Genomic DNA, 20846 nt, shown 5'->3' with positions numbered 1-20846 from the left:
CCCAGAGCAGGCGGAGGCATCCGGCGCCGAGGCGGCACCGGAGTCGGCCGGCTCGGGGGAGCCAGCCGGGACAGGGGACACCAAGCCGTCATCGAGCATGCCGCAGCAGCCAGCGCCGCGTCGTCGTCTGCGTGACAAGCAGTTGCGCGAGCGCCGCGTCCACCCCCGCTACAACGACCAAGAGTTCGTCCTTGTCAAGAGCGCCGCTGCTCTGAGCGGCATGGCGACCGGTGGCTATGTGGCCGAGTGCGCGCTCGCCGCCTCCCGCGCCAGCGACCCCACCGCAGCTGTCGCCGACTACCGCGCCATGGTGAAGACGCTCATGGCCGCCAACGGACAGCTCGGCAAAATCGGCAGCAACCTCAATCAGCTCACCCATCACCTCAACAAGGACGGAGCCTGGCCCCACCCGGCCACTGTCCAAAGGCTCCTGGCCCGCGTCGAGGCGTCCATCGGCGAACTGGACATCGCCATCGCCCAGGTCACTGAGGCCCGGTGAGCCGGTGATTCCCAAGATCATTCTCGGTGCGGGCCCGAAAGCCACGCAACGCACCATCGCCTACCTCTTCGGCAAGGGGCGGGCCAACGAGCACACCGACCCACACCTCGTGGCGTCCTGGAACGGCTTCGCCCCGGACCCCGGCCGCAGCCCCCACCGCGACCCGAAGGACGTGCAGGCCCAGCTCGTCGCACAACTCGACCAGCCCGTGAAGATGCTGGGCGACAAGGCCCCCAGGGACACCGTGTGGCACTGCCCCGTCCGCGCCGCGCCCGAAGACCCGATCCTCAGCGACGGGCAGTGGGCGGACATCGCCCGCCGGATGGTGGCCGCCGCCGGCATAGCCCCCGACGGTGACGAGGAAGCCTGCCGCTGGGTGGCCGTCCGCCACGCCGACGACCACATCCACATCGCCGCCACCCTCGTACGCCACGACGGCCGAAGGCCCGAGCGCGGCTACGACCAGCGCGCAGTCCAGCGTGAGGCCCGCTCGATCGAAGTCGACTACGGGCTCCGGCGGTTGAAGCCGGGAGACGGCACCGGCGCAAAGCGGCTCACCAGCAAGGAGCACTTCAAGGCCAAGCGCCTGGGCCAGGGAGCCGCCGCCCGTGACGTCCTGCGTCTGCGGGTACGCCGCGCGGTTGCCGCCGCGTCCGACGAGGCCGAGTTCTTCGCACTGCTGGAGAACACAGGAGTGGCTGTGCGCTTCAAGCGCGGCCCCTCCGGTGATGCGCTCGGCTGCAACTTCGCCCTGCCCCACGACACCAACGACAAGGGCGAGCCAGTCTTCTACGCGGGCTCCACCCTCGCCCCCGACCTGTCTCTGCCCAAGATCCGCAAGAGCCTCGCCACCACCAGCCCCGAACCGGTCACCATCCGGCCGGGCAACCCATGGCACCAAGCCACCGCCGCTGCGGAGCGCATCCCCCACCACCTCACCCACGGCGACGACCGGACCGCCCAAGGCCAACTGGTCCTACTCGGCGCGACGCTGGATCTACTGCCGATCAACGCACCGACCGCGGCGAAGGCCGAACTGGAACGAGCCGCTGTCGCCTTCGAGCGTGCCACCCGCTCCCGCATCGCAGCCGACCTCGCCAGCACCCACGCTCTGCGGCGGGGAATCCAAACGATCTGGCGAGACCGGCCCTCGGACGGCGACGGGTCGGGAATCGCCATGCTGCTGGACACCGTGCTCACGGCAGTAGTGCTCGCCATGCACTGGCACCGCACCCACCAGCACGCCCAGCAGGAAGCGGCAGCAGAACAGGCTCTCGTACACCTTCAGGTCGCGTACGCCCAGGTCGCCGAGCCGGTCCTGACTGGCCTCGCACAGCGTGCCCCCAGCCCTCAGATGAAGCACCGCTACGCCCACCACCTCCAGCAGGCCGTGCCGGAGCACGCCGAGCGCATCCTCAACGACCCCGCCTGGGACGCACTCACCGCCGTGCTCGCCGAAGCAGAGGCTGTCGGGCACAACGCGACGACCGTCCTCGGTCAGGCCCTGGGCCAGCGCACCCTGGACGACGCCCACAGCCCCGCCCGCGCGCTGACCTGGCGCATCCGCCGCCTTGGTGACCGTCACGCCCCTGGTCCCCGCGCACAGGCGGCCAGGGCGCGCAGCACCACGCCCCGCGCTGCCGCCCCGATCCACTCGGCAGCGGCGCCTCCGCCGCCGCAGGCACCGCCAGCACGGCGGCGGTGATCAGGCCGGTGCGGACAGTTTGGGAGTAAGCAGCTCCAGCGCCTCTTCCCAGCGGTACTGGTCCGCGCCACCGCCGGCCTTCGGCTTATGGGGCTCGTACGAACCGATCAGGACGCCCATCTCGCGCAGCCGCTCCAGGCTCTGGCTGTATGCGGGGTGGGCGGCCTGCGCCGAGTTCAGGTAGGGCATGACGGCGGTAGGGATGCCGAAGCCGTACGCCTCGCACAGGATGCCCAGCGCCAGGGTGTCCGAGATTCCGGCAGCCCATTTGTTGATCGTGTTGAAGGTGGCCGGGGCCACCGCGATGGCGTCGGCGGGCGGCAGCGGCCGTGGGTCGCCGGGCGAGCGCCAGGCCGAGCGGATCGGATAGCCGGTCTGTGCCTCGACCGCCTCGGCGTCTATGAAACCGAGGCCCTGCGGGGTGGCGACGACACCCACATCCCAGTTCGCCTCCTGCGCCGCGGTGATCAGGATGCCGACGTCGCCCGCGATGCCGGAGGCGCACACGACGACGTACAGGAAAGGCTTCTTGGTCTGCAGGTCCGGCTGATCACTCACGCGGGGACTCCCAGTTGACGGCTGAAACGGTGCAGTTCCGGCAGCGTACGGCGACGGTCGCGGGCGGCCATGTCGGCCACCAGCCCACGGACGGCCGGGCGACGGATGTCCTGGGCCGCGCAGCTCTCGGCGATGCGAAGGGCCTGGTACCCGTCCGCCAGGCGGCCCTGCTGGCTGTATGCGCGGCCGGCCTCGATCCACAAGGCAGCACGACGCTCGGGGACGGGGATGTGGCGGCGCATGAGAGGCCGGGCGGTGTCCAGGGCGACGCCCGCGTCGCCGAAGGCCACCGCCGCGCTGAGTCCGTGCAGGGCGACGTTCGTCGGGCTGAAGTTGGCCCAGGCGTCGGGGCTGTCGAGTGCCACGTAGCGGGCGACTTCCTTCGCCTCGGTGAGGAAGTCCCGGGTGGCGGAGCGGTCGCCACCGCTGCTGGCGGCGGTGACCCCGCGCAGAAGCAGCAGTCCGAGTGCCGCGAGGTACTTCGGGGAGCGCTGGTCGTACGAGCCCGTGAGCTGGTCTGCGGTGTGCCGGACGAGGGCGACGGCTTGAGCGGTGTGGCTGTCACGGGCCAGGGCGTGCGCGTGAACGCGGACGCTGGAGGCGAGGACGACCGGATCGCCGGAGCGTTCGGCCTCGGACATGGCACGTCCGACCGCGAGCCAGGCATTGCCCTGGTCGCTCTGCTTGAGCAGCAGGCTCGCCGAGGTCTGGTACGCCGTGGCGAGGAGCCCGGACAGGTCGCTCGATCCGGGACTGTCGCTGATGGCCTGCCGTAACTGCCCGATCAGGACGGGCAGCGTGCCTTCCAGCTTTGTGTAATCGCAGGTGCAGAAGAGGCGTCGTACACCTGCGACTTGGTCCCGCATGCACTGGAGATCAGGCACCGGTTCGGCAGTCACACGGGCTGTTCCAGGCAGCAGGGACTGGACCAAGTCCTGATGGGCGGTGCTAGGGAGGGTCGGGGTCGCGAGCGCGGCGATGCCGACGGCGAGAACGGTACGGCGGTGCATGTCCTCTGTCTCGGGTTCGGAGTGGTTGATGTCCGAGGCGGCGGCGAGGCCGAGGCGGTGCGGCGGAATCGCCAGCACGCGCGAGACATCTCGCAGCATGCGGATGTCGTCAGTGCCCCTACCGCCCTCAAGGCGGCTCACCTTGGACTGGTGATAGCCCAGGGCGGAGGCGACGTCCTTCTGCGAACGCCGCTGTAATACGCGGGCTTGACGGATCACTTCACTGATCCGTCTCGCTTCGCTGTGCGCTTCGGCCATCTGTGCCACGGCTCCTCCCGCCGTCGCCGATCCTGCCTTCCCAACCGAGCGTAAGGGACCGGCAGTGCACCGTGATGCAGCTCCTGCATAGACGATGCAGCACCCGCACACGCCCTGGTCCGAGAGGCCCGTCCGGCAGTTACGTGGAGTGGCCGAACCGATCAGGAGGCCGCTCATGGAAGCGCACCACATCCGGATTCCCGTCCCAGGCACACCTGCCGGCGCCGCGTCGGCGCGCCGGCAGATCGCCCAGGAGATACGGGAATGGGGCGCCGCTCTTGGACCTGCACTCCTGGACGCGGCCGTGCTGGTGGCCTCGGAGCTGATCACCAACGCGGTACGCCACGCACACAAAGGACCGATCACAGCCGGCGCCTACCTCAGCGACGAGGCGCTGCGGATCGCCGTGATCGACACCAGCTTCGACATCCCGGAAGTCGGCCTGCCGGATGCGGAAGAAGAGGGCGGACGCGGCCTGTTCCTCGTCGCCGCACTCGCCGACCGCCACGGATTCGACCCACTGCCCTCCGGTAAGCGCTGCTGGGCCGAGCTCGATCTCAGCGCTCCGCTTCCAACCGTCGCCACACACGTGCCCCAGATGAGGAGCTGACTGTTGCCAGCCGTACGCATTCCCCCAGTCGCCGCAGAAGTCGTCGCCGTGCGCCCGAGCGTTCCGCTCGCAGGGGCCGTGACCGTAGACGGGTCGAAGAACGCGGCCCTGCCCCTGCTGGCCGCCGCCGCAGCCATGCATCGCCCGGTGCACCTGAGTAACGTCCCGGCCAACACGGATGTCGGAACGATGCTCGCCCTCCTCCAGCAGTCCGGCTGGCACGCGGCCCGTCCGGTCAGCGATCCACACACCACGGTGATCCTGCCGAGCGACAAGCAGCGGCCGGATCCCGATCCCGAGGTCGCCGCGCGTATCAGGGCCTCGTACTACCTGGTCCCGGCACTTCTCGGCGCATACGGACGGGCCCGGCTGCCGTGGCCGGGCGGCTGCGCCATCGGGGAACGCGGGATGGAGCAGCACTTCAAGGTGTACGAGCGGTTCGGTGACCGCTCGACCGTCGATGACCGCGGCTACCTCGTGGAAGCAGCCACTGGCGGACGCGGGACGGTGTCGATCATGCTCCCCTTCCGGTCCCGCGGAGCGAGCATCGCAGCTGTCCTGCGTACGGTCGTCGCCGGACGGCCGCTGCGACTGGGCCAACCGAACCTGTCACCCGAAGTTCTCAGTGTCGTAGAGGCGTTGAGGATCTCCGGGTGGGAGTGCCGAGTCAGCGAGGCCGTCCTCACGCTTCAGCCGCCTCAATCCGTCTCCGGTGAGGAGATCGCGTGGCGAGTGCCTGGCGACAAGATCGAAGCGGGCACGCTGGCCTGCGCAGTCGCGGTAACAGGTGGCAACGCGCACATCCTCGGCGTACGCCGCGACGACATCACCCCTCTGATCACCGCGCTGCGCTGGCTCGGCATTCCCGCCGACGCCGAGGACGGCACCCTCACCGTCCAGGCGCAGGACACGCAGCCCACTGGCCGACCATTGCGAGCCATTGCCTCTCTTTCCCCCGGCGGTCTGGACGCGGACTTCGAGCCCGCGCTGCTGGCTCTGGCCCTCACCCTGCCCGGCACGCACCTGTTCGCCGACGACATCAACCCCGGCCGCCACCGCAACCTGCTGCCTCAGCTCGCCCGCCTAGGAGCCACGATCGACGAGCTGTCGCCCACGCAGTGCCGCTTCACCGGGCCGCAGCAGCTGACCGGTGCTGGAGTGGAAGCCACCGACATCCGCACGGGCTCCGCCCTTCTCATCGCCGGCCTCACCGCTCGCGGCGTGACCACCCTCGGCGGCCTCGAACAGCTCCGGCGCGGCCACGCCGACCTGCCCGTCAAGCTGCACGCCCTCGGCGCCGACATCTGCGAGGTGATCCCGTGAACCGGCAACTGCGGCAGATCATCGCGACGACCGACGTCCACTCCGCCTTCGACTCGGCCGCTCCGATGCTCGCCCACCTCCACGCTGCGAGGCCCGACAGCCTGATCGTGGACTGCGGAGACTTCTTCGAGGGGAGCGGCTACTACCACCTCGGGGAGGGACGCATCGAGCGCGAAGTCCTCACCACCCTGTACGACCTGCTCGCGCCCGGAAACCACGGGTGGCCGCACTACTTCGAGCCGCAGCTGCACCGGATGACCGTGTGCGCGAACACGACCGACAACAGAGGCACGCCACTCTTCAACCGCGTACGCATCCAGCACATCGGAGGACGACGAGTCGCTGTCACCGCGGTGATGGGCCCGCAGGCGTTCAACGCCATCCCTGCCGACCAGCGCGCCGGCCACCGCATCAGCAACCCAGCACAGGCGCTGCACGAAGTGATGCAGGAGAACCACCACAGGGCTGACTCGTGGATGGTGCTGTCCCACTCCGGCTTCGACGAGGACCTGAAGCTGGCCGCAGCCTGCCCGCGCGCCGATGTCATCTTCGCCGGGCACTGCCACAGCGACAGCTTCGGCCCCGAGCACGTCGGCGACACCCTCGTGGTCAAGGGCCGCGAACTGGGTGTCGGATACGCCGCCGCCGAGCCTGTCGGCAGCGGCTGGGGCGCCCGCATCAGGTCCTTCCCCGACGCTCATTCCGTTCCTCACGAACGCACCTCGCTGATGGAGAAGATCTCAGCCATCGGACTGCGACTGAGAAGCCCCATCGGCGCTGTGGACGAGCGCCTCCGCGATGCGCCCTTGGATCGCCGCAGACTGCTCGAAGAGGTCGCCGACCGACTGCACTCCGGCCTCGGCGCTGACGCGGTCGTCCTCAACGAGACCGCCCTGCGTCCCGTGCCACTCGGCGCCACGCTGACCCTCGGCGACCTGCTGGCCATCGAGCCCTTCGGCAACCAGCTCGTGCATGCCTTCCTCCCCGAGCAGCACGTCCAGGACCACGGCAAGCTGCTCGACCACCTCACCGAACTCGTCGGCCCCCTGATCGTCGCCCCTGCGCCTCTCCCCCCGGCGATCCGAACCGTGCTGACCACCGACTACCTCGCCGACAGCTACCTCGGCGGGCGAACTCATCAAGCGGGCTTACGCCTTCGCCAAGCCGTAAGCCATGTCCTGACCACCTCGCTCCCCAGCTCCGCCGACTCCCAAGAAGGAGGCCAGTAATGATCCTCACCGGACCTGAGATCAAGGCTGCCGTGGCCAACGGGCGTGTACGGATCTCCCCCTTCACCCCGGACCAGACGAACCCCAACAGCTACAACGTCCGCCTCGGTCCGACCTTGCTGACGTATGCCGCCAGGGTGATCGACGCCCACCAGACCAATCCCACGCGCTCGATCCTGATCGGCGACGACGGATACGTCCTGCAGCCCGGCGAGCTGTACCTCGGCCACACCGTCGAGGAGGTCGGCTCGGACATCTTCGTCCCCCTCCTCTTCGGCCGCTCCTCGGTCGGACGCCTCGGCCTGTTCGTCGAGATCACCGCGCCGATCGGCGACATCGGCTTCCACGGACAGTGGACTTTGATGCTCTCGCCCATCCGCCCGCTACGGGTGTACGCGGGCATGAAGATCGGGCAGATCATGTTCTTCGTCTCCACCGGCGACGTCGACCTGTACCGCGGCAAGTACCAGGGTGCCGCCGGCCCCCAGTCCTCCCGCTACTGGCAGGACACCGCGCCCATCCAGGCGGTCGCCTCGTGATTCTTACGGGCTCGACCATCGCCGCTGCCGTCAGCACGGGAGAGATCACCATCTCCCCCTATGAGCCCGAGCGGATCTCACCCAACGCCTACGACTGGCGGCTGGGCGACACGATCCGCATCTGTGACGGCGACCTCGACGCCGCCTCCCGCACCACCTTCACCGAACACCCCATCCCCACCACCGGCCTGGTCCTGCGGCCCGGAGTGCTCTACCTCGGCATCACTCTGGAGAAGACCGGCTCGGAAACGTACGCACAGCTACTCAACGGGAACCGCACCATCGGCGCCCTCGGCATCTGGGTCCACGTATCCGCCCCGCTCGGCCACCAGGGCCACGCGATCCGCTGGACCTTGGAGATCCGTGTCGCCAAGCCCGCCCGCGTCTACCCGGGGATGACCTTCGGCAAGCTCGTCTTCCTCACCACTGCTGGCGCCCCGGCCAGTTACCAGCAACAACACGCCAAGTACACGGCGACGAACGGCATCGACATCTCCCGCCTGTACGAAGAGATCCCCCAAGGAGCGCTGTGAGTTCCGTCGTTCGCCCAACCGCGAGCCCTCTGGCAGCCACCTTCCTCGACCTTCCGGTGGGTAGCCCCGGCGGCAGCGTCGAACTCTTCCTCGACCTCTATACCGGCGATGAGCCCCTCATCCCCGCGCGGGCCTTCATGCTGGCACCCCCGGGCCCCAGGCCCCGTCTCCCCTCGGGCCTCGACCTGCTGTCCGTGTCCGGGAAGTGTCTGGAAGGTGCCAGCTTCAGTCGCTACGTCGAAGCCCTGCGCCGGGCTCTGGTGACCGCGATCGATCCGGCACAGATCGGCGTGCTGCACCTGCACCATCTCGCGTTCGGCGCCACCCCCGCGCTACTCCGGGCCCTGCCGGCACACCCGAGGATCGCCATGGTCCACGGCACCGACCTGCTGTTCGCCGAAGCCCACCGCGACCAGCTCCAGGTACTGCGCGAGACAACGAGAGCCGCCGATGCAATCGTGGTCTCCACCGTTGCCATGGCCGATCACCTGCTCAAACTCGCCCCGCAAACAGACCGCCGCAAGGTCGTCCACATCCCCTGGGGCATCCCCGACCATCTGCTCACTCATCCACCGGCCAGACCCGCCCGCACGTCAACCAGCCACCTGAGAGTCCTGTACGCAGGACGGCTGACATCCGAGAAAGGCGTCGAGCGCCTCATCACCGGCCTGGCGCCCATTCCGGGCGTCGAGCTGAGCGTCGCCGCCCCCCGAGCCCAGTTCCGCGCCTTGACCCCGCTGCTCCAGCGGGCCGGCGTGCGGGCCCGCTATCTCGGCTGGCTCCGCCGTCCACAGCTGTGGAAAGCCTTCACCGAGCACGACGTACTGGCCTTGCCGTCCACCACCCTGGAGGCCATGGGCCTGGTCGCGCTGGAGGCCCAAGCCTGCGGCCTGCCTGTCCTGTACCAGCCCGTGTCCGGCCTCACCGAGGTCCTCGCAGGGTCCGGAATGGCCACCGACTTCACGCAGTCCACCGCACTCGCCCGCGACCTGAACCGGCTACGGACCGCACCGGGACTGCTGCCCGCTCTCCGACAGGCGGGCTACGCGAACGCCGCCCGCTACCCACTCTCAACGACCGCTCAAGCCCTGACGGACCTGGGCCGCCGGCTCACATGAACGTCGCACAGCAGGCGATGCCGCCACGCCGATCGCCCACCGGACCCGCCCACGTCACTACGCTGACCCGGCGGGATGCACACGGCGAACAGGGAGACCATGACGTACCGCACCGACAGCATCGAGCAGCTCCTGAGCGAAGGCGTCCGCGACAGGGTCTACCCAGGTGCCGTATGGGCCGTCGGTGACGCTGCTGGCGTACACGCCTCCGGCTCCACCGGAGTGCTCGACCCCGACGACCTCGATACGCCGATGCAGTCTGACACCATTTTCGATGCCGCCAGCCTGACGAAGATCCTCGCGGTGTGGGCCTCGATCGGCGCCCTCTGGGAGGAAGGCAAACTCGATCTCGACATCCCACTCGGCACCTTCTGGTACGAAGTCGACGGCCACCCGCTCGGGGTCGTAAACGCCCGACAGCTGCTGACCCATACGGCCGGTGTTCCGCTGCGAGCCCAGCTCAAGAACCTCTACGGCACGGACCCACAAGACGTTCGTGACGGAGTCCTCCACGAAGCCCTGTACCGTCCACCCGGCGAGGCCGTCGAGTACACCGATCGAGCCGCCCTCATCCTTGGATACCTCGCCGAGCATCTCGCCGGCCAGCGCCTCGACGAGCTCGCGACTCAGCGGACGTGGCAGCCACTGGGCATGCATACGACCTGCTTCGGGCCGCTGCCCGCCGAGACCGCCTCACGATGCGCCCCGACCGAACTCGACCCGGAGACCAACGCCCACCTCAAGGGCATCGCCCACGACTTCTCCGCACGGCTCCTGGGCGGAGTGTGCGGGATCGCCGGCGCCTTCACCGTCATGGACGACCTCGGCGCCTTTCTGCGCTACATGCTTGACCCCACCAACGCGCCCAGCCGGGCAGGGATCGGCTCCTCCTGGGCCTCGGAATCGCTGACCATCCAGACCGGCGAGCTGCAGCCGGTACGCGGCTTGTTCTGGCACCCCGCGCCCGGAACTACGCCCACTGATGATGTCTGGGTCCACTACGGCTTCACCGGCACGGGCATGTGGATCTCGCCAGGCCAGCGCCGGTGGGCAGTGCTCCTGACCAACAAGCTCTATTACACCCGCGACCGTCAGTCCCTGGCGGACGTCCGCAACGTCTTCCGCGGGCTTGCCTTCGAGTGAGTTGGTGGCCGTGCACCCTCGAGGGGAAGCTGTAAGACCCCTTGCAGTGGCGAGCCGCAGTTGACCGGTCTGTGAGGCTAGCGACGGGCCGCCGTACAGCGCTCTGACGGCGGCCGCTCGGATTCCTCATCTGAATGCGATACCGAAGACAGCCAGGACGTGGTCGCGCGGCGACGGCAATCGATTGAAGCCCCAGCTCACCCAGTCGCGGGGTACACGCTCATGTAGATGTCCACTGCGGCGTACTCGTTGATCATGTAGTTGCTTCCGCTGTTGGAGATGCTGCGGTCCTTGCCCGTGCGGGCGTCGAGGATGACGCCGTCGGTGTCGGTGGCGGCGTAGACGGCGCCATGGAAGGCGTTCCCGACGTCGGGTTTTTTCCGTGAGGGGTCGTCCTGGGAAATGGTCCAGAGCACCTTGCGGCTCTGGGCGTCGATACCCCGTGCGGTCTCCTTGGTGTTGCAGACGACCACGGACCGCTGGTCGTTGAAGCAGTGGATGAAGCTACCGTCCGGTGCGGAAGGGACGAGCTCGCCCGTACGGCTGTCGCGCAGCGAGCCCGCGATGAAGAAGCCGCCGCCCACCGCCTCAACCTCCACGCCAGTGCTGCCCTCATGCTTCCAGCGCGGGGCGCCGTCAGTGAGGGCCAGGCCCGTGAGAGCGAGGTCCTCGTCCTGGGAGTGCCAGCCGTCGATTGCCTGGAAAGTTGCCTCGTCGCCGAGCTGGGCGCCGATGACGACGCCGCTGTCCAGCGTGCCGCCCGCAAAGCCGTCCTTCTGCCAGATCACTTGGTGGCTCTTCAGGTCGACGGCGTAGGTGGTGGCGCTCTGACCGCCGTCACTGCCGGCATCGTCCCTGTCGGTGTGGACCCTGACGGCCGCGGTTCCGTCCTCGGCGCCGATCACTCCAGGCTCCAGATAGCTGACGGTCGCTCCCTTCGGCGCGGGCAGGCGGACCGTCCAGGACACCTTGCCGCTGTCCGCGTCGACGGAACGCAGATAGACATCGGTCCGGTCGGGCTCGGTGCCCGAGCCCTTCGTGTAGTCGGCGTACGCGAAGAGGACGCCCGTGCGACCGTCCAGCTGGGCGAAGACCGGGGGGATGGTCTGATCGTCGCTCGGCTCGCGCTCCTTGCCGGTGTACCAGTCCTTGCGGCCCAGGGAAGAGGACCAGAGTTTCCGCCCGGAGTGGGTGTCGTAGGCGTCAAGGGCCGCGGAGGTCCGGTGGTACAGCGTAGGACCGAGCAGGGCGAAGCCCCAGTCCTTGATGTCCTCGTCCACGGGCAGGGCGATCTCCTTGCCGAACTTTGTCGGAGGATCGAACGCCTTCGCCTTCGCCGCGGCCGGAGGCTTGGCGCCGGAAGCCGCATCCGGGGACCCAGCGCCCGCATCCGTGCCCGACGCGCCGTCGGAACAGCCCGCCAAACCGGTCAGTACAGCCACAAGAGCCAGATGCACGACGTGCCGGTGCGTCGCTCGCAAAGTAATCTCCTCCGTGTGGACAACGCCGCAACAGCCTAATGGCGTTGACCTCGCAGTGCGTTGCTTTAAGACCATGCCCTTGGGCTACCAGTCGGGAGTGGAGCCCGACCCGTTACATCCGCAGCAGACGCCGTCGCCTCCGCACTTGTCACATTTGCGCGGGCCGGACCATGCGTAGACCTTGCCGGTGCCCTTGCACGTGCGGCACTGGCCCTTCCTTTCGGGACATGCCTTGCATCGAGCCATGAATGATCTCCCTCGCGTATCGAGAATGGCATCCGCCGTTGGGGGCCCGTCCCCCGTAGTCCCGGCGGCCAGACTGGTGTCTTGTGGGTCCTTGTCGCTGCTCTGTGTGAACAGGGTGGCAAGGGACGGTATCAAGATGCCGACGACCAACCAGGACTACTTCGGCGGCCCGCGAAGAGCGGGCCCCGCTTCCGCGCCTGGGTCTGGAAGCTCTTCATGTCGTCGTCGGACATGAGCGTGACCCCATTGCATGTCACGTCCGAAAAGACGGCGCACTCATTGATACCCCACAGCTTGCCGGCCGACTCCGCGTCCGGGTCGGCCTACTAGTCGTCGTAGTCCTTGCCCTCCAGACGCAGGTACGTGGTGCGCTGGCTGACGAACGTCTCGATGTCCGCCATGGCGTGGTACTAGGCCGGCCGTTCGTATCGGTATCCATGAGCCGCCCCCACTGCCCGCGGACTGCCCGTATCCGTCACCGTCCGCCGCGCTGTTCTTGCCGCCGCCCTCGTGTCGCTGCCGCAGCCACTGGCTGCCGTCAACGCCAGGGCTCCGCACCGACCGTCACCATGTTCCGCCACCGCATACTCCTTTCTCTCTGCTGCTATGCATCGGATGATGTGTTCCCCTCCCCCTGCCAACTGAGCCTGCGGGCCCGCCGGGTCAGGCGCGGGCGGCGTTCCATGCCTCGCTCTGTTGGAAGTACGTGTCGTACAGCTCTTGGACGTCCAGCAGGGTCTCCGGCGGGACCTTTCCGTACGCGATGCGCTCGAGGTGACGGAAGTACTCGAACCGCTCCACCCCTGGAGTGATCACGATGAGGATGTCCGCGCTTTCACCAGGGGCGGCCGCGAAGGCGTGCGGCACGTTCGGCGGGACGACGACGAGGTCGCCCCGCCCGGCCGTGACGACGTTGTCTCCGGAGAGGAGTTGAGCCGTGCCGTCCAGCAGGTAGAAGAGCTCGGCGGAGTTAGCGTGGTGGTGGGGGTTCGCACCGTTCGCGCCTTCGGCGAGGGTGACACGTTGGGTGGACAGGGCGCCGCCGGTGGCGTGGCTGTCGGCCAGCAGGCGAACGGTGGTCGGGGCGCGACCAATGACCTCGGCATCGGCCTCGCGCATGACAAGGGACCGGTCGAAATCCGGGTGAATCAGGGACATCTGCTCGCTTTCGAGAAGCTGCGGAGTGCGGCCTGCGTAGAGGTCAGGCCGCAAATAGAAGCCCGGCCGAGACGAGAACGGCGACTGCCGTTGCCAGGTGGATACCAAAGGCCACGGCCCTCGTACCGCCGTGACGGAGGACGATCACCGTGTCTCCGAGCGGGGTCAGTGCGATCACGAGCATGAACCAGGCCGCCGCGTGTGTGTCCGAGAAGGCCAGCAGGGCGAGCCCGAGAAGGCCGGAGACGAGGTCACGCAGCCCTTTGATGGTCAGATACGCGGAGTCGCCGTTCTCCTTGGCCGGCACGCCGTAGCCTGCGGCAGCGGCCCGCGGCTGGAAGAAGAAGCGGAGCCCGATGAAGACCACCAGGAGATCAAGCACCACGGCCAAGCCGTACGCGAGCGGTGTGAGCACGTCATCTCCCTGCGCCTGCGCTGAGTACCAGTGGATGTCCTCGGAGAGGTCGTGATCCAGGATGCAGCGCGCGAAACGCGCGAACAATGCCCGGCTTCACATGGTCTGATAACCCAGGAGTTATCACTGAAGGCGGGGGCAATGGAACTACGGGACATCGAGATCTTCCTGACGCTGGCCGAGGAGCTGCACTTCGGCCGGACCGCGGACCGCCTGCACGTGTCACAGGCGCGAGTAAGCCAGTCGATCGCCAAACAGGAACGCGAAATTGGCGCGCGCCTCTTCGCTCGGAACAGCCGCCAGGTCGAGCTCACTGCCATCGGGAAACAACTTCGGCAAGCCCTCAACGCGGGTTATCAGCAGATACTCGAAGGCACTCGCACTGCCACTGCGGCCGCCCGCGGCACCACCAGGACACTGACCCTCGGGCTGCACGGCCCGCAGGCACACGACCAAGTACGCATACTTGACCTGTTCCGGAGCCGGCACCCCGAGGTCGACCTCCGCATTCAGGAGATCATCTTCACGGACCCCTTCGGCCCCCTGAGGAACGGTTCGGTCGACGTGGCGACCGCCTGGCTGCCCGTCCGTGAACCAGATCTGACCGTCGGCCCGATCGTCGTCACCGAACCCCTGCTTCTCATGGTCGCCACCGACCATCCCCTCGCCCGCCGGGAAACCGTCAGCATGGAGGACCTGGCCGACTGGCCTCTCCCCCACTCCGCCACATCCGTCCCCGACTACTGGCTGCAGACGCTCGTCCCCACCCACACCCCCGGCGGTCGGCCCATCCGGCGCGGCCCGAAGGTCTCCTCGTTCCAAGAGCTCGCCGCCGTGGTCGCGGCAGGCGAGACGATCAGCCTCGTCCACGGCGATGCCGCACGCTACTACCAGTGGCACGGCCTCCGCTATCTCCACCCGCACGACGCCCCGATGGCGAGCTGGGCCCTGATCTGGCCCGCGGCCGGAGAGACAGAACTGGTCCGTGCACTCGCAAGGGCAGCGCGGGACACGGGACCACTCACTGGATGAGAGGCCAACCAAACGTCACAGGAGATCGCCAGCTTCAGTTCACTCGGCGGGCGGCGCCAGCAAGTCACTGAACCGCTTGCGCTCGCTGGTTGCCTCATCGACGCGCTTGTCGTTGACCCGCGGCGCTTTCACCTCGACCGTCCCGGCGGCAGTGGTCGCCTTCCTCGGCTGGTGATAGCCGTTGCGGACCACCAGACGGCGTCCGCTCTCGTCACGCTGATCCGCCAACTCGGCCATGTAGGCGTTGACTTTGGCCTCCAGTGCGGCGTCCAGCAGCCGCCGCGCACCGCTCCCGGACGATGTCGTCGATCAGGGAGCCGGTCTCGGTCGATCCTCGGCGTTCACTACGCTGAGCACGGGCACGCCTTCCCTACCGACGGTGCAACGCCGGTCTACTCGATGACCAGAAGTCGATCACTCGGGAAGGTACGCCCTTCGCGTCCGTCCCGAGGCCGATCCACAGGTCACGAGCATTGCTCCTCGATGCGTGAGCGATGCGTGAGCGGACGTGCTGGCACGACGCGCTCAGATCTGGACCGGCCGTCAAGGGCGAGTCTCTGACCAGGAATTTCTGGATCCCCGGAGTGCCCCACGGAAGCCCCGGCAGGAATTCGCCGGGACTTTTAATCCGTTGGTTGTGGGTTCGAGTCCCACACGGCCTACGCGATGCAGGGAGGGGTGCCCCTCTTACCTGCCACGCAGCGCCCCGACCGGCTTCGTCCGGTCGGGGCGCTGCGTCGTTCCAAGGCTCTTGCGCATGCGATGCGTGAGCGGGGCATCGAGACAACAGGTGACGCATCGGCCCTGTCCCGCCTCGCCGGCCTCCTGGACCCGGGTGACCCGGACTTCTCCGTCGTCACCTCCTGACCCGCACGCGCCCTCCCCACCAGGGGCGATTCTGGGCTTGGCGTTTCACCTCGCTGCTCCACTCGACCCGCTGATCTCGTGGTCGTGCTCGTGCCCCGGTCCCGGGCCAGGCTGCTCACGCCTACGGTGACCCGTCGGCCTGCCGCGCGGTGACCCGGGTCGCCGCGCGTGCCGGTACGGAAGTCGTCCTGCACGGATGTACGGGCGGCGGGTACGAGCCGCTGCCGCCGGGCTACCGTGGATGGGCAACTCGGCGCTGAGGGAGCTGTATTGACACGGGTCGCGATAGTCGGTGGCGGGATCGGCGGCCTTGCCGCCGCGTTGTTTCTGGGACGTCGGGGGCATCCGGTCACGGTGCTGGAGCGGGACGGACACCGGCCGGGGCCCGATCTCGACGCGGACTTCTTCGACTGGCGGCGCCCGGGGGTGCCCCAGGCCGTCCAGCCCCACGGGCTCCTGGCACCCGTCCGGACCGTGCTGCGGGAGGAGGCCCCCGACGTGTACGAGGCGATGCTCCGGATGGGGGCGGCCGAACACAACGAGCTCGATTGGTTCGACGCCCGCCCGCCCGCACTCCCGGGCGACGAGGACCTGATCACGATCCGGACGCGGCGCATCGTGCTGGAGGCCGCGCTGCACGATGCCGTCCACCGCGAACCGACCGTGGACGTGCGGCTCGGGGAGCCCGCCGATGGGCTCGCCGTGGACCGGCAAGCAGGCGCACCCGGGGGCGTTCCCCGGGTGACGGGGGTGCGGTCGCGGTCCGGGCGCCACGACGCCGATCTGGTGCTGGACGCCGGCGGGCGCCGCTCCCCGGTGCCGGGCTGGCTGGCCGAGGCGGGCTGCCGGGACGCCGTCGTGGAGAACCACCGCATCGGGATCGCGTACTTCTGCCGCTGGTACCGGCTGCCCCCGGGCGGCCCGAGGGATCCGGGGCGGGTCAAGGCGGGATCGGTGGCGGCCTTCGCGGTCGGCGGGGTGTTCCCCTCCGACAACGACACGTTCGCGGTGTTCCTGACCGTGTCCACTGCCGACCCCACCCGTGGCGCCCTCCTGGACCCCGAGGTGTTCGAACGGGTGGCCAGGACCTTTCCCGCTGTGGCCGCATGGCTGGACCTGCGGCCCGAGGCGGTTTCCCGAGTGCTGGCGATGGGTGGCCTCGACAACCGCTGGACCGGCCTTTGCGACGTGGCCGGGCCCGTGGCCACCGGCCTGGTCGGGGTCGGCGACGCGGTCACGCACACCAATCCCACGATGGGGCAGGGCGTGGCGCTGGCCCTGTGGGCGGCGCAGTGGGCGGCAGGCCACGCATCGCATGCCGCCGATGACCCGGAGGCGTTCGCGGTGGACTACCACCACTGGGCCGGGCGGACCCTGCGCCCGTGGTTCGACGTCCAGGTCGCCATGGACCGCGCCAACGAGGACCGGCTCAGGCATCCCGCGCGGGTGTCCGCGCAGCCGCCCACCGGGGCGGCCCGCGAGAAGGCCGCGCTGTCCGCCTGTTCCTGGGACGACCCGGTCGTCATGCGGGCCCGCGCCCGCATCCGCCATCTCGTCCAGCCCGCTGATCAGGCCTACGGCACCGAGGAGGTGCGCGGCCGCGTGGCGTGCTGGCTGGCGCAGCACCCGGACTTCACGCCCGAATTCGACGGGCCGGCCCGCGAGGAGTGGGAGTCGGCCGTGCGGCGTACCTGACGGGCCGTGTCGCGTGGTGGAGCGGCTTCCCGGTGCCGGCCGTGCACGGACGACGGCGTCGGTGACGGCCGTGGAAAGGCCGTCACCGACGCCGTGGCCCGGATGGGCTGTGCGACCGGGAGGGGTCAGACGAGGAGCTTCGACTTCGCCCGCTGGTACTCCTCCTCCGAAAGCGCACCCTTGTCCTTGAGGTCCGCGAGCTTCGCGAGGTCCTCGACGTGGCCGCCTCTCGACGTGCCGCCGGCGTCCGGGCTGTTCGCGGCCTCTCTCACGTACGCCTTGAAGGCCGCGTCGCGTTCCTTCGCCTCCCGCACGTCCCGCGTCCCCATGGACCTGCCACGCGCGATCACGTAGATCAGGACGCCCAGGTACGGCAGTACCAGCGCCAGGATCAGCCAGCCCGCCTTGGCCCATCCGTTGAGGTCGTCACTGCGGAAGATGTCCATGATGACCCGGAACAGGAGGAAGAGCCACATGATCCAGAGGAAGAACCAGAGCATGGTCCAGAACAGGTTGAGCAGCGGATAGTCGTCCATCGGTCCACTCCCGGCGCCGCGTCGAATGACTGAAATCTGAAATCAGTCATATCACCGCATTTATGCATGCGCCTGTTGGGGTTTCCCGTGTTCCGCCGGGAGGGGGAAGGGGGACGGGCGGGCGCGGTGCGACGCGGCGCGGAGTGCGGTGCTACTTCTCCGGCGCGGGGGTCGCGGCCGATGCCGCGTCGGCGGTCGGCTCCGCAGGCTCGGCCGGCCGCGGGATCGCGGAGGCGGATGTGGACGCAGGCGCAGCCTCTGCCGCGCGTGCCGCCGACGCGGTCTTCCGGCTGTGCGTCAGGATCCCGATGAAGCCGGCGATGAAGCCGCTGATCAGGCCCGATATCCCATGGTTGAGCGCGTTGACCGACTCGCTGTCCGGAAGGCCGACGGCCGCGTAGTTCACTGCCGCGCTCATCACCGCCCCCATCACGCCGCCGATGGCGCCGCTGAGGACGGCGGCGCGGATGGGTGAGGGCGAGGTGGCCGGGACAGGGGCGGGGGCGGGAGTGAGCGGTGCGGTCATCGTCGAGGGCCCTCCAGACAGGCTGCGATGAGAGACCGGGAGCGGCTTGCGGGGCGCGGCGACATGCGCGTTCCGGGGCCTGCTCGCACGGGCAGCCCACCGGTCCGGGGGATGCAGCAGTTACCTTGCGGCAGAACACGTGTTCCTCGCAACACCTTCTCGTTTCCAACACTTTGACGGCCTGGTGAAGATCGTCCGCAGGGGAGGCGGAGCTCCGGCGCGCCAAAAGGCGTGTGGGAAGGGTTTGTTCTGGTTCGGGTGCGTCGATTCCCCGTACAGATGCCAGGGTTGAGGGGGAGGAGCGGCTGCCTGCGGAGGGTGTCCGCGGTGGGAGGGGATCGGGCGGCGCACGGCCGGCGGCCCGGGCGAGGGCGTTCTCGTGGGAGGGTCCGGGTACGGGGTGGTCATGAGCGTCCCCGACATGCCGTAGAGTTGTGTTTACCGACGCGGGGTGGAGCAGCTCGGTAGCTCGCTGGGCTCATAACCCAGAGGTCGCAGGTTCAAATCCTGTCCCCGCTACTGAAGATTCAGGCCCGGCATGCATACAGCGTGCCGGGCCTGATTCGTTTGTACGCCGCCGGCCCGCCGGGTCGCGGCCGTGCGAGCCGCAGAGGCCGCATCCGTACCCCCATTGGCCGACGAGGAGTCGCCCCGCGACCCCGCTCCGGGAAGCCTGGGGGTGGTGGTGCGCGGTACCGTCCGCGGCCGTGGATGCACCGGGCAGGAGACCAGCAGGTGGGGAAGCGGGATACGCGGCGCAGGAGGCGTGCCGGGGGTGTGCGGACCCGCCGGTTCGTCCGGGCGCTGCCGGCGCTGATGATCGCCGGGGGCCTGTTGTTCGACGCCCTCACCCCGCCCGCCTTCACGGCCATCCCGTTGTTCGCGGCGGCCCCGCTGATCGCCGCGCCGTTCTTCTCGCTGGCCAGCACCGTCCGTACCGGCGTCGCCGCGCTGCTGGCGGTCGTCGGGCTGCGGATCTCCAGCGGCAGCCTGATCCAGGTCGTGCCCTCGATCGAACTCCTGACCGTCCTCACCGTCTCCGTCCTCGCCGTCGTGATCAACGGGGTCGTGCGGCGCAGCAACGAGCAGCTGGCCTCGGCACGCGTCATCGCGGAGACCGCCATGCGGGCGGTGCTGCCGACGCCGTCCGAGCGGATCGGCGGGCTTCACGTGGCCGCGCGGTACGAAGCGGCGCAGGCGGACGAGTTCGTCGGCGGTGACCTGTTCTCGGTGACGGACACCCCGCAGGGGGTGCGACTGGTGGTCGGGGACGTGCGCGGAAAGGGTCTGGACGCCGTGGAAGCGGTGGCGGTCGTCATCGGGGCCTTCCGGGAGGCGGCCGAGGAGGCGAAGACCCTGGAGGACGTGGCGCAGCGTCTGGAGCGCGCACTCGCTCGGGAGTCGAGCCGGCGCGGCGGCCTCGACGCGGTCGAGGGCTTCATCACTGCCGTGCTCGCGGAGATCCCTCCGGGCTCGACCCGGGTGCGGATCGTCAACCGGGGCCATCCCGAGCCGCTGCTGCTGCACGCGGACGGGGCACTGGAGGTGCTCGCTCCTTCGGTGCCGGCGTTGCCGCTGGGGATGGACCTGGGGGTGTGGCCGGACCGGGCCGATGTGTGGGATCTGCCCGCCGGGGCGACGCTCCTCCTCTATACGGACGGCCTCTCCGAGGCCCGTGACGACGAAGGGGTCTTCTACGACCCCGCCGAACGGCTGCGGGGCCGGATCTTCCCGGGGCCCGAGGAGCTGCTCTCCGCGCTGACCGACGACGTGCGGCTGCACACCGGTGGCGAGTCGACGGACGACATGGCGCTGCTCGCGGTCGGGCGACCGGCCGAGGGCCAGCCCGACCGGCGCAGGACCGTGAAGATCGTGGGCCTGGGGGGTGGGATCGGGTGAGCATGGCTTCAAGGTCCGTACGCAAGGCCCGCCGGTCAGCCCCTGGGGCGGGTGGGTGCGGTGCTGCCGGCCGGCGATACCACCGTCCGTAACTGAAGAGCACCACTCCGCATAACATTTGACGCAACGTCAGAAAGCGGCTACCGGTTGACTGGCGATCAACTCGCCCGATTCCGCCCGGTTGTGTCCCGTAAAGTCCAGGCCAAAGACGTGAACGATCAGTGGGAACGGCTTGGAATCGGACCCCGGTGTCTATTAACGTTCGATAACGCAGCGCGGTTGTCCCAGCCGCCGTCAGTGGCGGCACCGTGCGCGAGCGCCGAATTCCGCAAGGGAACCGGGGAACCACCTACATGGGGTGAATCGGGCATCTCTGTCTCGTGACGAGGCTGAGGCACCCGTAGGAGACCTTCCTGCTCCGAACCCGTCAGCTAACCCGGTAGGCGAGAAGGAAGGAAAGGAGTGC

At 68.9% G+C, this 20846-nt stretch carries 20 protein-coding genes, 2 tRNA genes, 1 pseudogene and 1 riboswitch; of the genes and pseudogenes, 15 read left to right on the top strand and 8 right to left on the bottom strand.

The window, feature by feature from the left end:
* Positions 1 to 97 precede the first annotated feature (97 nt).
* On the top strand, positions 98 to 499 hold the full coding sequence (locus OG538_RS17005; RefSeq protein WP_406094484.1) for a plasmid mobilization protein: 402 nt from the start codon (positions 98 to 100) through the stop codon (positions 497 to 499).
* Between the two features lie 4 nt (positions 500 to 503).
* Positions 504 to 2204: a mobilization protein gene (locus OG538_RS17000; RefSeq protein WP_406094482.1), complete on the top strand. Its 1701-nt coding sequence runs from the start codon at positions 504 to 506 to the stop codon at positions 2202 to 2204.
* On the opposite strand, the gene OG538_RS16995 is transcribed toward OG538_RS17000, so the two are convergent.
* Both OG538_RS16995 and OG538_RS16990 read right to left on the bottom strand, forming a co-directional pair.
* Positions 2205 to 2762, bottom strand: a complete 558-nt coding sequence (locus tag OG538_RS16995) for a flavoprotein (RefSeq protein ID WP_073736488.1) — start codon at positions 2760 to 2762, stop codon at positions 2205 to 2207.
* The gene (locus tag OG538_RS16990; protein ID WP_406094480.1) at positions 2759 to 4030 is read right to left on the bottom strand and encodes a helix-turn-helix domain-containing protein; all 1272 of its coding nucleotides are present in this window, start codon (positions 4028 to 4030) and stop codon (positions 2759 to 2761) included. The genes OG538_RS16995 and OG538_RS16990 overlap by 4 nt, the downstream gene beginning before the upstream one ends.
* 175 nt (positions 4031 to 4205) lie before the next feature.
* On the opposite strand from OG538_RS16990, the gene OG538_RS16985 reads away from it, so the two are divergent.
* The 7 genes from OG538_RS16985 (at position 4206) to OG538_RS16955 (ending at position 10525) form a co-directional block, all read left to right on the top strand.
* Entirely contained in the window at positions 4206 to 4640 is a 435-nt protein-coding gene (locus OG538_RS16985; protein ID WP_406094478.1) for an ATP-binding protein, read from the top strand.
* A gap of 18 nt (positions 4641 to 4658) precedes the next feature.
* The gene (locus OG538_RS16980; protein ID WP_406100181.1) at positions 4659 to 5963 is read left to right on the top strand and encodes a UDP-N-acetylglucosamine 1-carboxyvinyltransferase; all 1305 of its coding nucleotides are present in this window, start codon (positions 4659 to 4661) and stop codon (positions 5961 to 5963) included.
* Positions 5960 to 7192, top strand: coding sequence for a metallophosphoesterase (locus tag OG538_RS16975; RefSeq protein WP_406094476.1), 1233 nt, complete (start codon positions 5960 to 5962; stop codon positions 7190 to 7192). Before OG538_RS16980 ends, OG538_RS16975 begins: the two co-directional genes overlap by 4 nt.
* The gene (gene dcd, locus OG538_RS16970; protein ID WP_406094474.1) at positions 7192 to 7731 is read left to right on the top strand and encodes a dCTP deaminase; all 540 of its coding nucleotides are present in this window, start codon (positions 7192 to 7194) and stop codon (positions 7729 to 7731) included. Before OG538_RS16975 ends, dcd begins: the two co-directional genes overlap by 1 nt.
* On the top strand, positions 7728 to 8264 hold the full coding sequence (locus OG538_RS16965) for a dCTP deaminase domain-containing protein (RefSeq protein ID WP_406094472.1): 537 nt from the start codon (positions 7728 to 7730) through the stop codon (positions 8262 to 8264). Before dcd ends, OG538_RS16965 begins: the two co-directional genes overlap by 4 nt.
* Positions 8261 to 9382: a glycosyltransferase family 4 protein gene (locus OG538_RS16960; protein ID WP_406094470.1), complete on the top strand. Its 1122-nt coding sequence runs from the start codon at positions 8261 to 8263 to the stop codon at positions 9380 to 9382. Before OG538_RS16965 ends, OG538_RS16960 begins: the two co-directional genes overlap by 4 nt.
* Positions 9383 to 9481: 99 nt before the next feature.
* Positions 9482 to 10525 (top strand): serine hydrolase domain-containing protein, encoded by a 1044-nt coding sequence (locus OG538_RS16955; protein ID WP_406094468.1) that lies wholly within the window; start codon positions 9482 to 9484, stop codon positions 10523 to 10525.
* Positions 10526 to 10722: 197 nt separating this feature from the next.
* On the opposite strand, the gene OG538_RS16950 is transcribed toward OG538_RS16955, so the two are convergent.
* The 3 genes from OG538_RS16950 to OG538_RS16940 form a co-directional block, all read right to left on the bottom strand.
* Entirely contained in the window at positions 10723 to 12006 is a 1284-nt protein-coding gene (locus OG538_RS16950) for a hypothetical protein (protein WP_406094466.1), read from the bottom strand.
* A gap of 909 nt (positions 12007 to 12915) precedes the next feature.
* Positions 12916 to 13410, bottom strand: coding sequence for a cupin domain-containing protein (locus tag OG538_RS16945; protein WP_406094464.1), 495 nt, complete (start codon positions 13408 to 13410; stop codon positions 12916 to 12918).
* 43 nt (positions 13411 to 13453) lie between these two features.
* A complete protein-coding gene (locus tag OG538_RS16940; protein WP_406094462.1) occupies positions 13454 to 13825 on the bottom strand; it encodes a DUF4267 domain-containing protein in 372 nt (123 codons plus the stop codon).
* Positions 13826 to 13966: 141 nt separating this feature from the next.
* Between OG538_RS16940 and OG538_RS16935 the strand changes: the two genes are divergently transcribed.
* The gene (locus OG538_RS16935) at positions 13967 to 14857 is read left to right on the top strand and encodes a LysR family transcriptional regulator (RefSeq protein WP_406094461.1); all 891 of its coding nucleotides are present in this window, start codon (positions 13967 to 13969) and stop codon (positions 14855 to 14857) included.
* A gap of 51 nt (positions 14858 to 14908) precedes the next feature.
* Here the strand turns inward: OG538_RS16935 and OG538_RS16930 are convergent.
* A pseudogene (locus OG538_RS16930) lies at positions 14909 to 15170 on the bottom strand (transposase); the annotation flags it as partial.
* A 280-nt stretch (positions 15171 to 15450) separates the two neighbouring features.
* On the opposite strand from OG538_RS16930, the gene OG538_RS16925 reads away from it, so the two are divergent.
* From OG538_RS16925 to OG538_RS16915, 3 genes are all read left to right on the top strand, one after another.
* Positions 15451 to 15516: transfer RNA gene (locus tag OG538_RS16925), tRNA-Lys, on the top strand.
* A gap of 19 nt (positions 15517 to 15535) precedes the next feature.
* Positions 15536 to 15724 carry an alkyl sulfatase C-terminal domain-containing protein gene (locus OG538_RS16920; RefSeq protein WP_406094459.1) on the top strand — a complete coding sequence of 63 codons (189 nt, stop codon included), beginning with the start codon at positions 15536 to 15538 and terminating at the stop codon, positions 15722 to 15724.
* Between the two features lie 270 nt (positions 15725 to 15994).
* On the top strand, positions 15995 to 17419 hold the full coding sequence (locus OG538_RS16915) for an NAD(P)/FAD-dependent oxidoreductase (protein ID WP_406094457.1): 1425 nt from the start codon (positions 15995 to 15997) through the stop codon (positions 17417 to 17419).
* A gap of 125 nt (positions 17420 to 17544) precedes the next feature.
* On the opposite strand, the gene OG538_RS16910 is transcribed toward OG538_RS16915, so the two are convergent.
* Together OG538_RS16910 and OG538_RS16905 are read right to left on the bottom strand one after the other, a co-directional pair.
* Positions 17545 to 17955, bottom strand: coding sequence for an SHOCT domain-containing protein (locus OG538_RS16910; RefSeq protein WP_406094455.1), 411 nt, complete (start codon positions 17953 to 17955; stop codon positions 17545 to 17547).
* A gap of 151 nt (positions 17956 to 18106) precedes the next feature.
* Positions 18107 to 18481 carry a hypothetical protein gene (locus tag OG538_RS16905; protein ID WP_406094453.1) on the bottom strand — a complete coding sequence of 125 codons (375 nt, stop codon included), beginning with the start codon at positions 18479 to 18481 and terminating at the stop codon, positions 18107 to 18109.
* A gap of 445 nt (positions 18482 to 18926) precedes the next feature.
* Between OG538_RS16905 and OG538_RS16900 the strand changes: the two genes are divergently transcribed.
* Together OG538_RS16900 and OG538_RS16895 are read left to right on the top strand one after the other, a co-directional pair.
* Positions 18927 to 19000, top strand: a tRNA-Met gene (locus OG538_RS16900).
* A gap of 192 nt (positions 19001 to 19192) precedes the next feature.
* On the top strand, positions 19193 to 20380 hold the full coding sequence (locus tag OG538_RS16895; RefSeq protein WP_406094451.1) for a PP2C family protein-serine/threonine phosphatase: 1188 nt from the start codon (positions 19193 to 19195) through the stop codon (positions 20378 to 20380).
* A gap of 307 nt (positions 20381 to 20687) precedes the next feature.
* Positions 20688 to 20841, top strand: a riboswitch (cyclic di-AMP (ydaO/yuaA leader).
* Positions 20842 to 20846 lie beyond the last annotated feature (5 nt).

The organism is Streptomyces sp. NBC_01013, assembly GCF_045162765.1.
Classification (GTDB): Bacteria; Actinomycetota; Actinomycetes; order Streptomycetales; family Streptomycetaceae; genus Streptomyces.
The sequence above is the reverse complement of the archived record's forward strand: the minus strand, read 5'-3'. Positions and strand labels throughout refer to the sequence as shown.

Coding starts and splice junctions, on each gene's coding strand:
- OG538_RS16990 (WP_406094480.1), bottom strand. CDS start 4,030: ATGGCCGAAGCGCACAGCGAAGCGAGACGGATCAGTGAAGTGATCCGT.
- dcd (WP_406094474.1), top strand. CDS start 7,192: ATGATCCTCACCGGACCTGAGATCAAGGCTGCCGTGGCCAACGGGCGT.
- OG538_RS16895 (WP_406094451.1), top strand. CDS start 19,193: ATGCACCGGGCAGGAGACCAGCAGGTGGGGAAGCGGGATACGCGGCGC.
- OG538_RS16910 (WP_406094455.1), bottom strand. CDS start 17,955: ATGGACGACTATCCGCTGCTCAACCTGTTCTGGACCATGCTCTGGTTC.
- OG538_RS16905 (WP_406094453.1), bottom strand. CDS start 18,481: ATGACCGCACCGCTCACTCCCGCCCCCGCCCCTGTCCCGGCCACCTCG.
- OG538_RS17005 (WP_406094484.1), top strand. CDS start 98: ATGCCGCAGCAGCCAGCGCCGCGTCGTCGTCTGCGTGACAAGCAGTTG.
- OG538_RS16935 (WP_406094461.1), top strand. CDS start 13,967: ATGGAACTACGGGACATCGAGATCTTCCTGACGCTGGCCGAGGAGCTG.
- OG538_RS16955 (WP_406094468.1), top strand. CDS start 9,482: ATGACGTACCGCACCGACAGCATCGAGCAGCTCCTGAGCGAAGGCGTC.
- OG538_RS16985 (WP_406094478.1), top strand. CDS start 4,206: ATGGAAGCGCACCACATCCGGATTCCCGTCCCAGGCACACCTGCCGGC.
- OG538_RS16945 (WP_406094464.1), bottom strand. CDS start 13,410: ATGTCCCTGATTCACCCGGATTTCGACCGGTCCCTTGTCATGCGCGAG.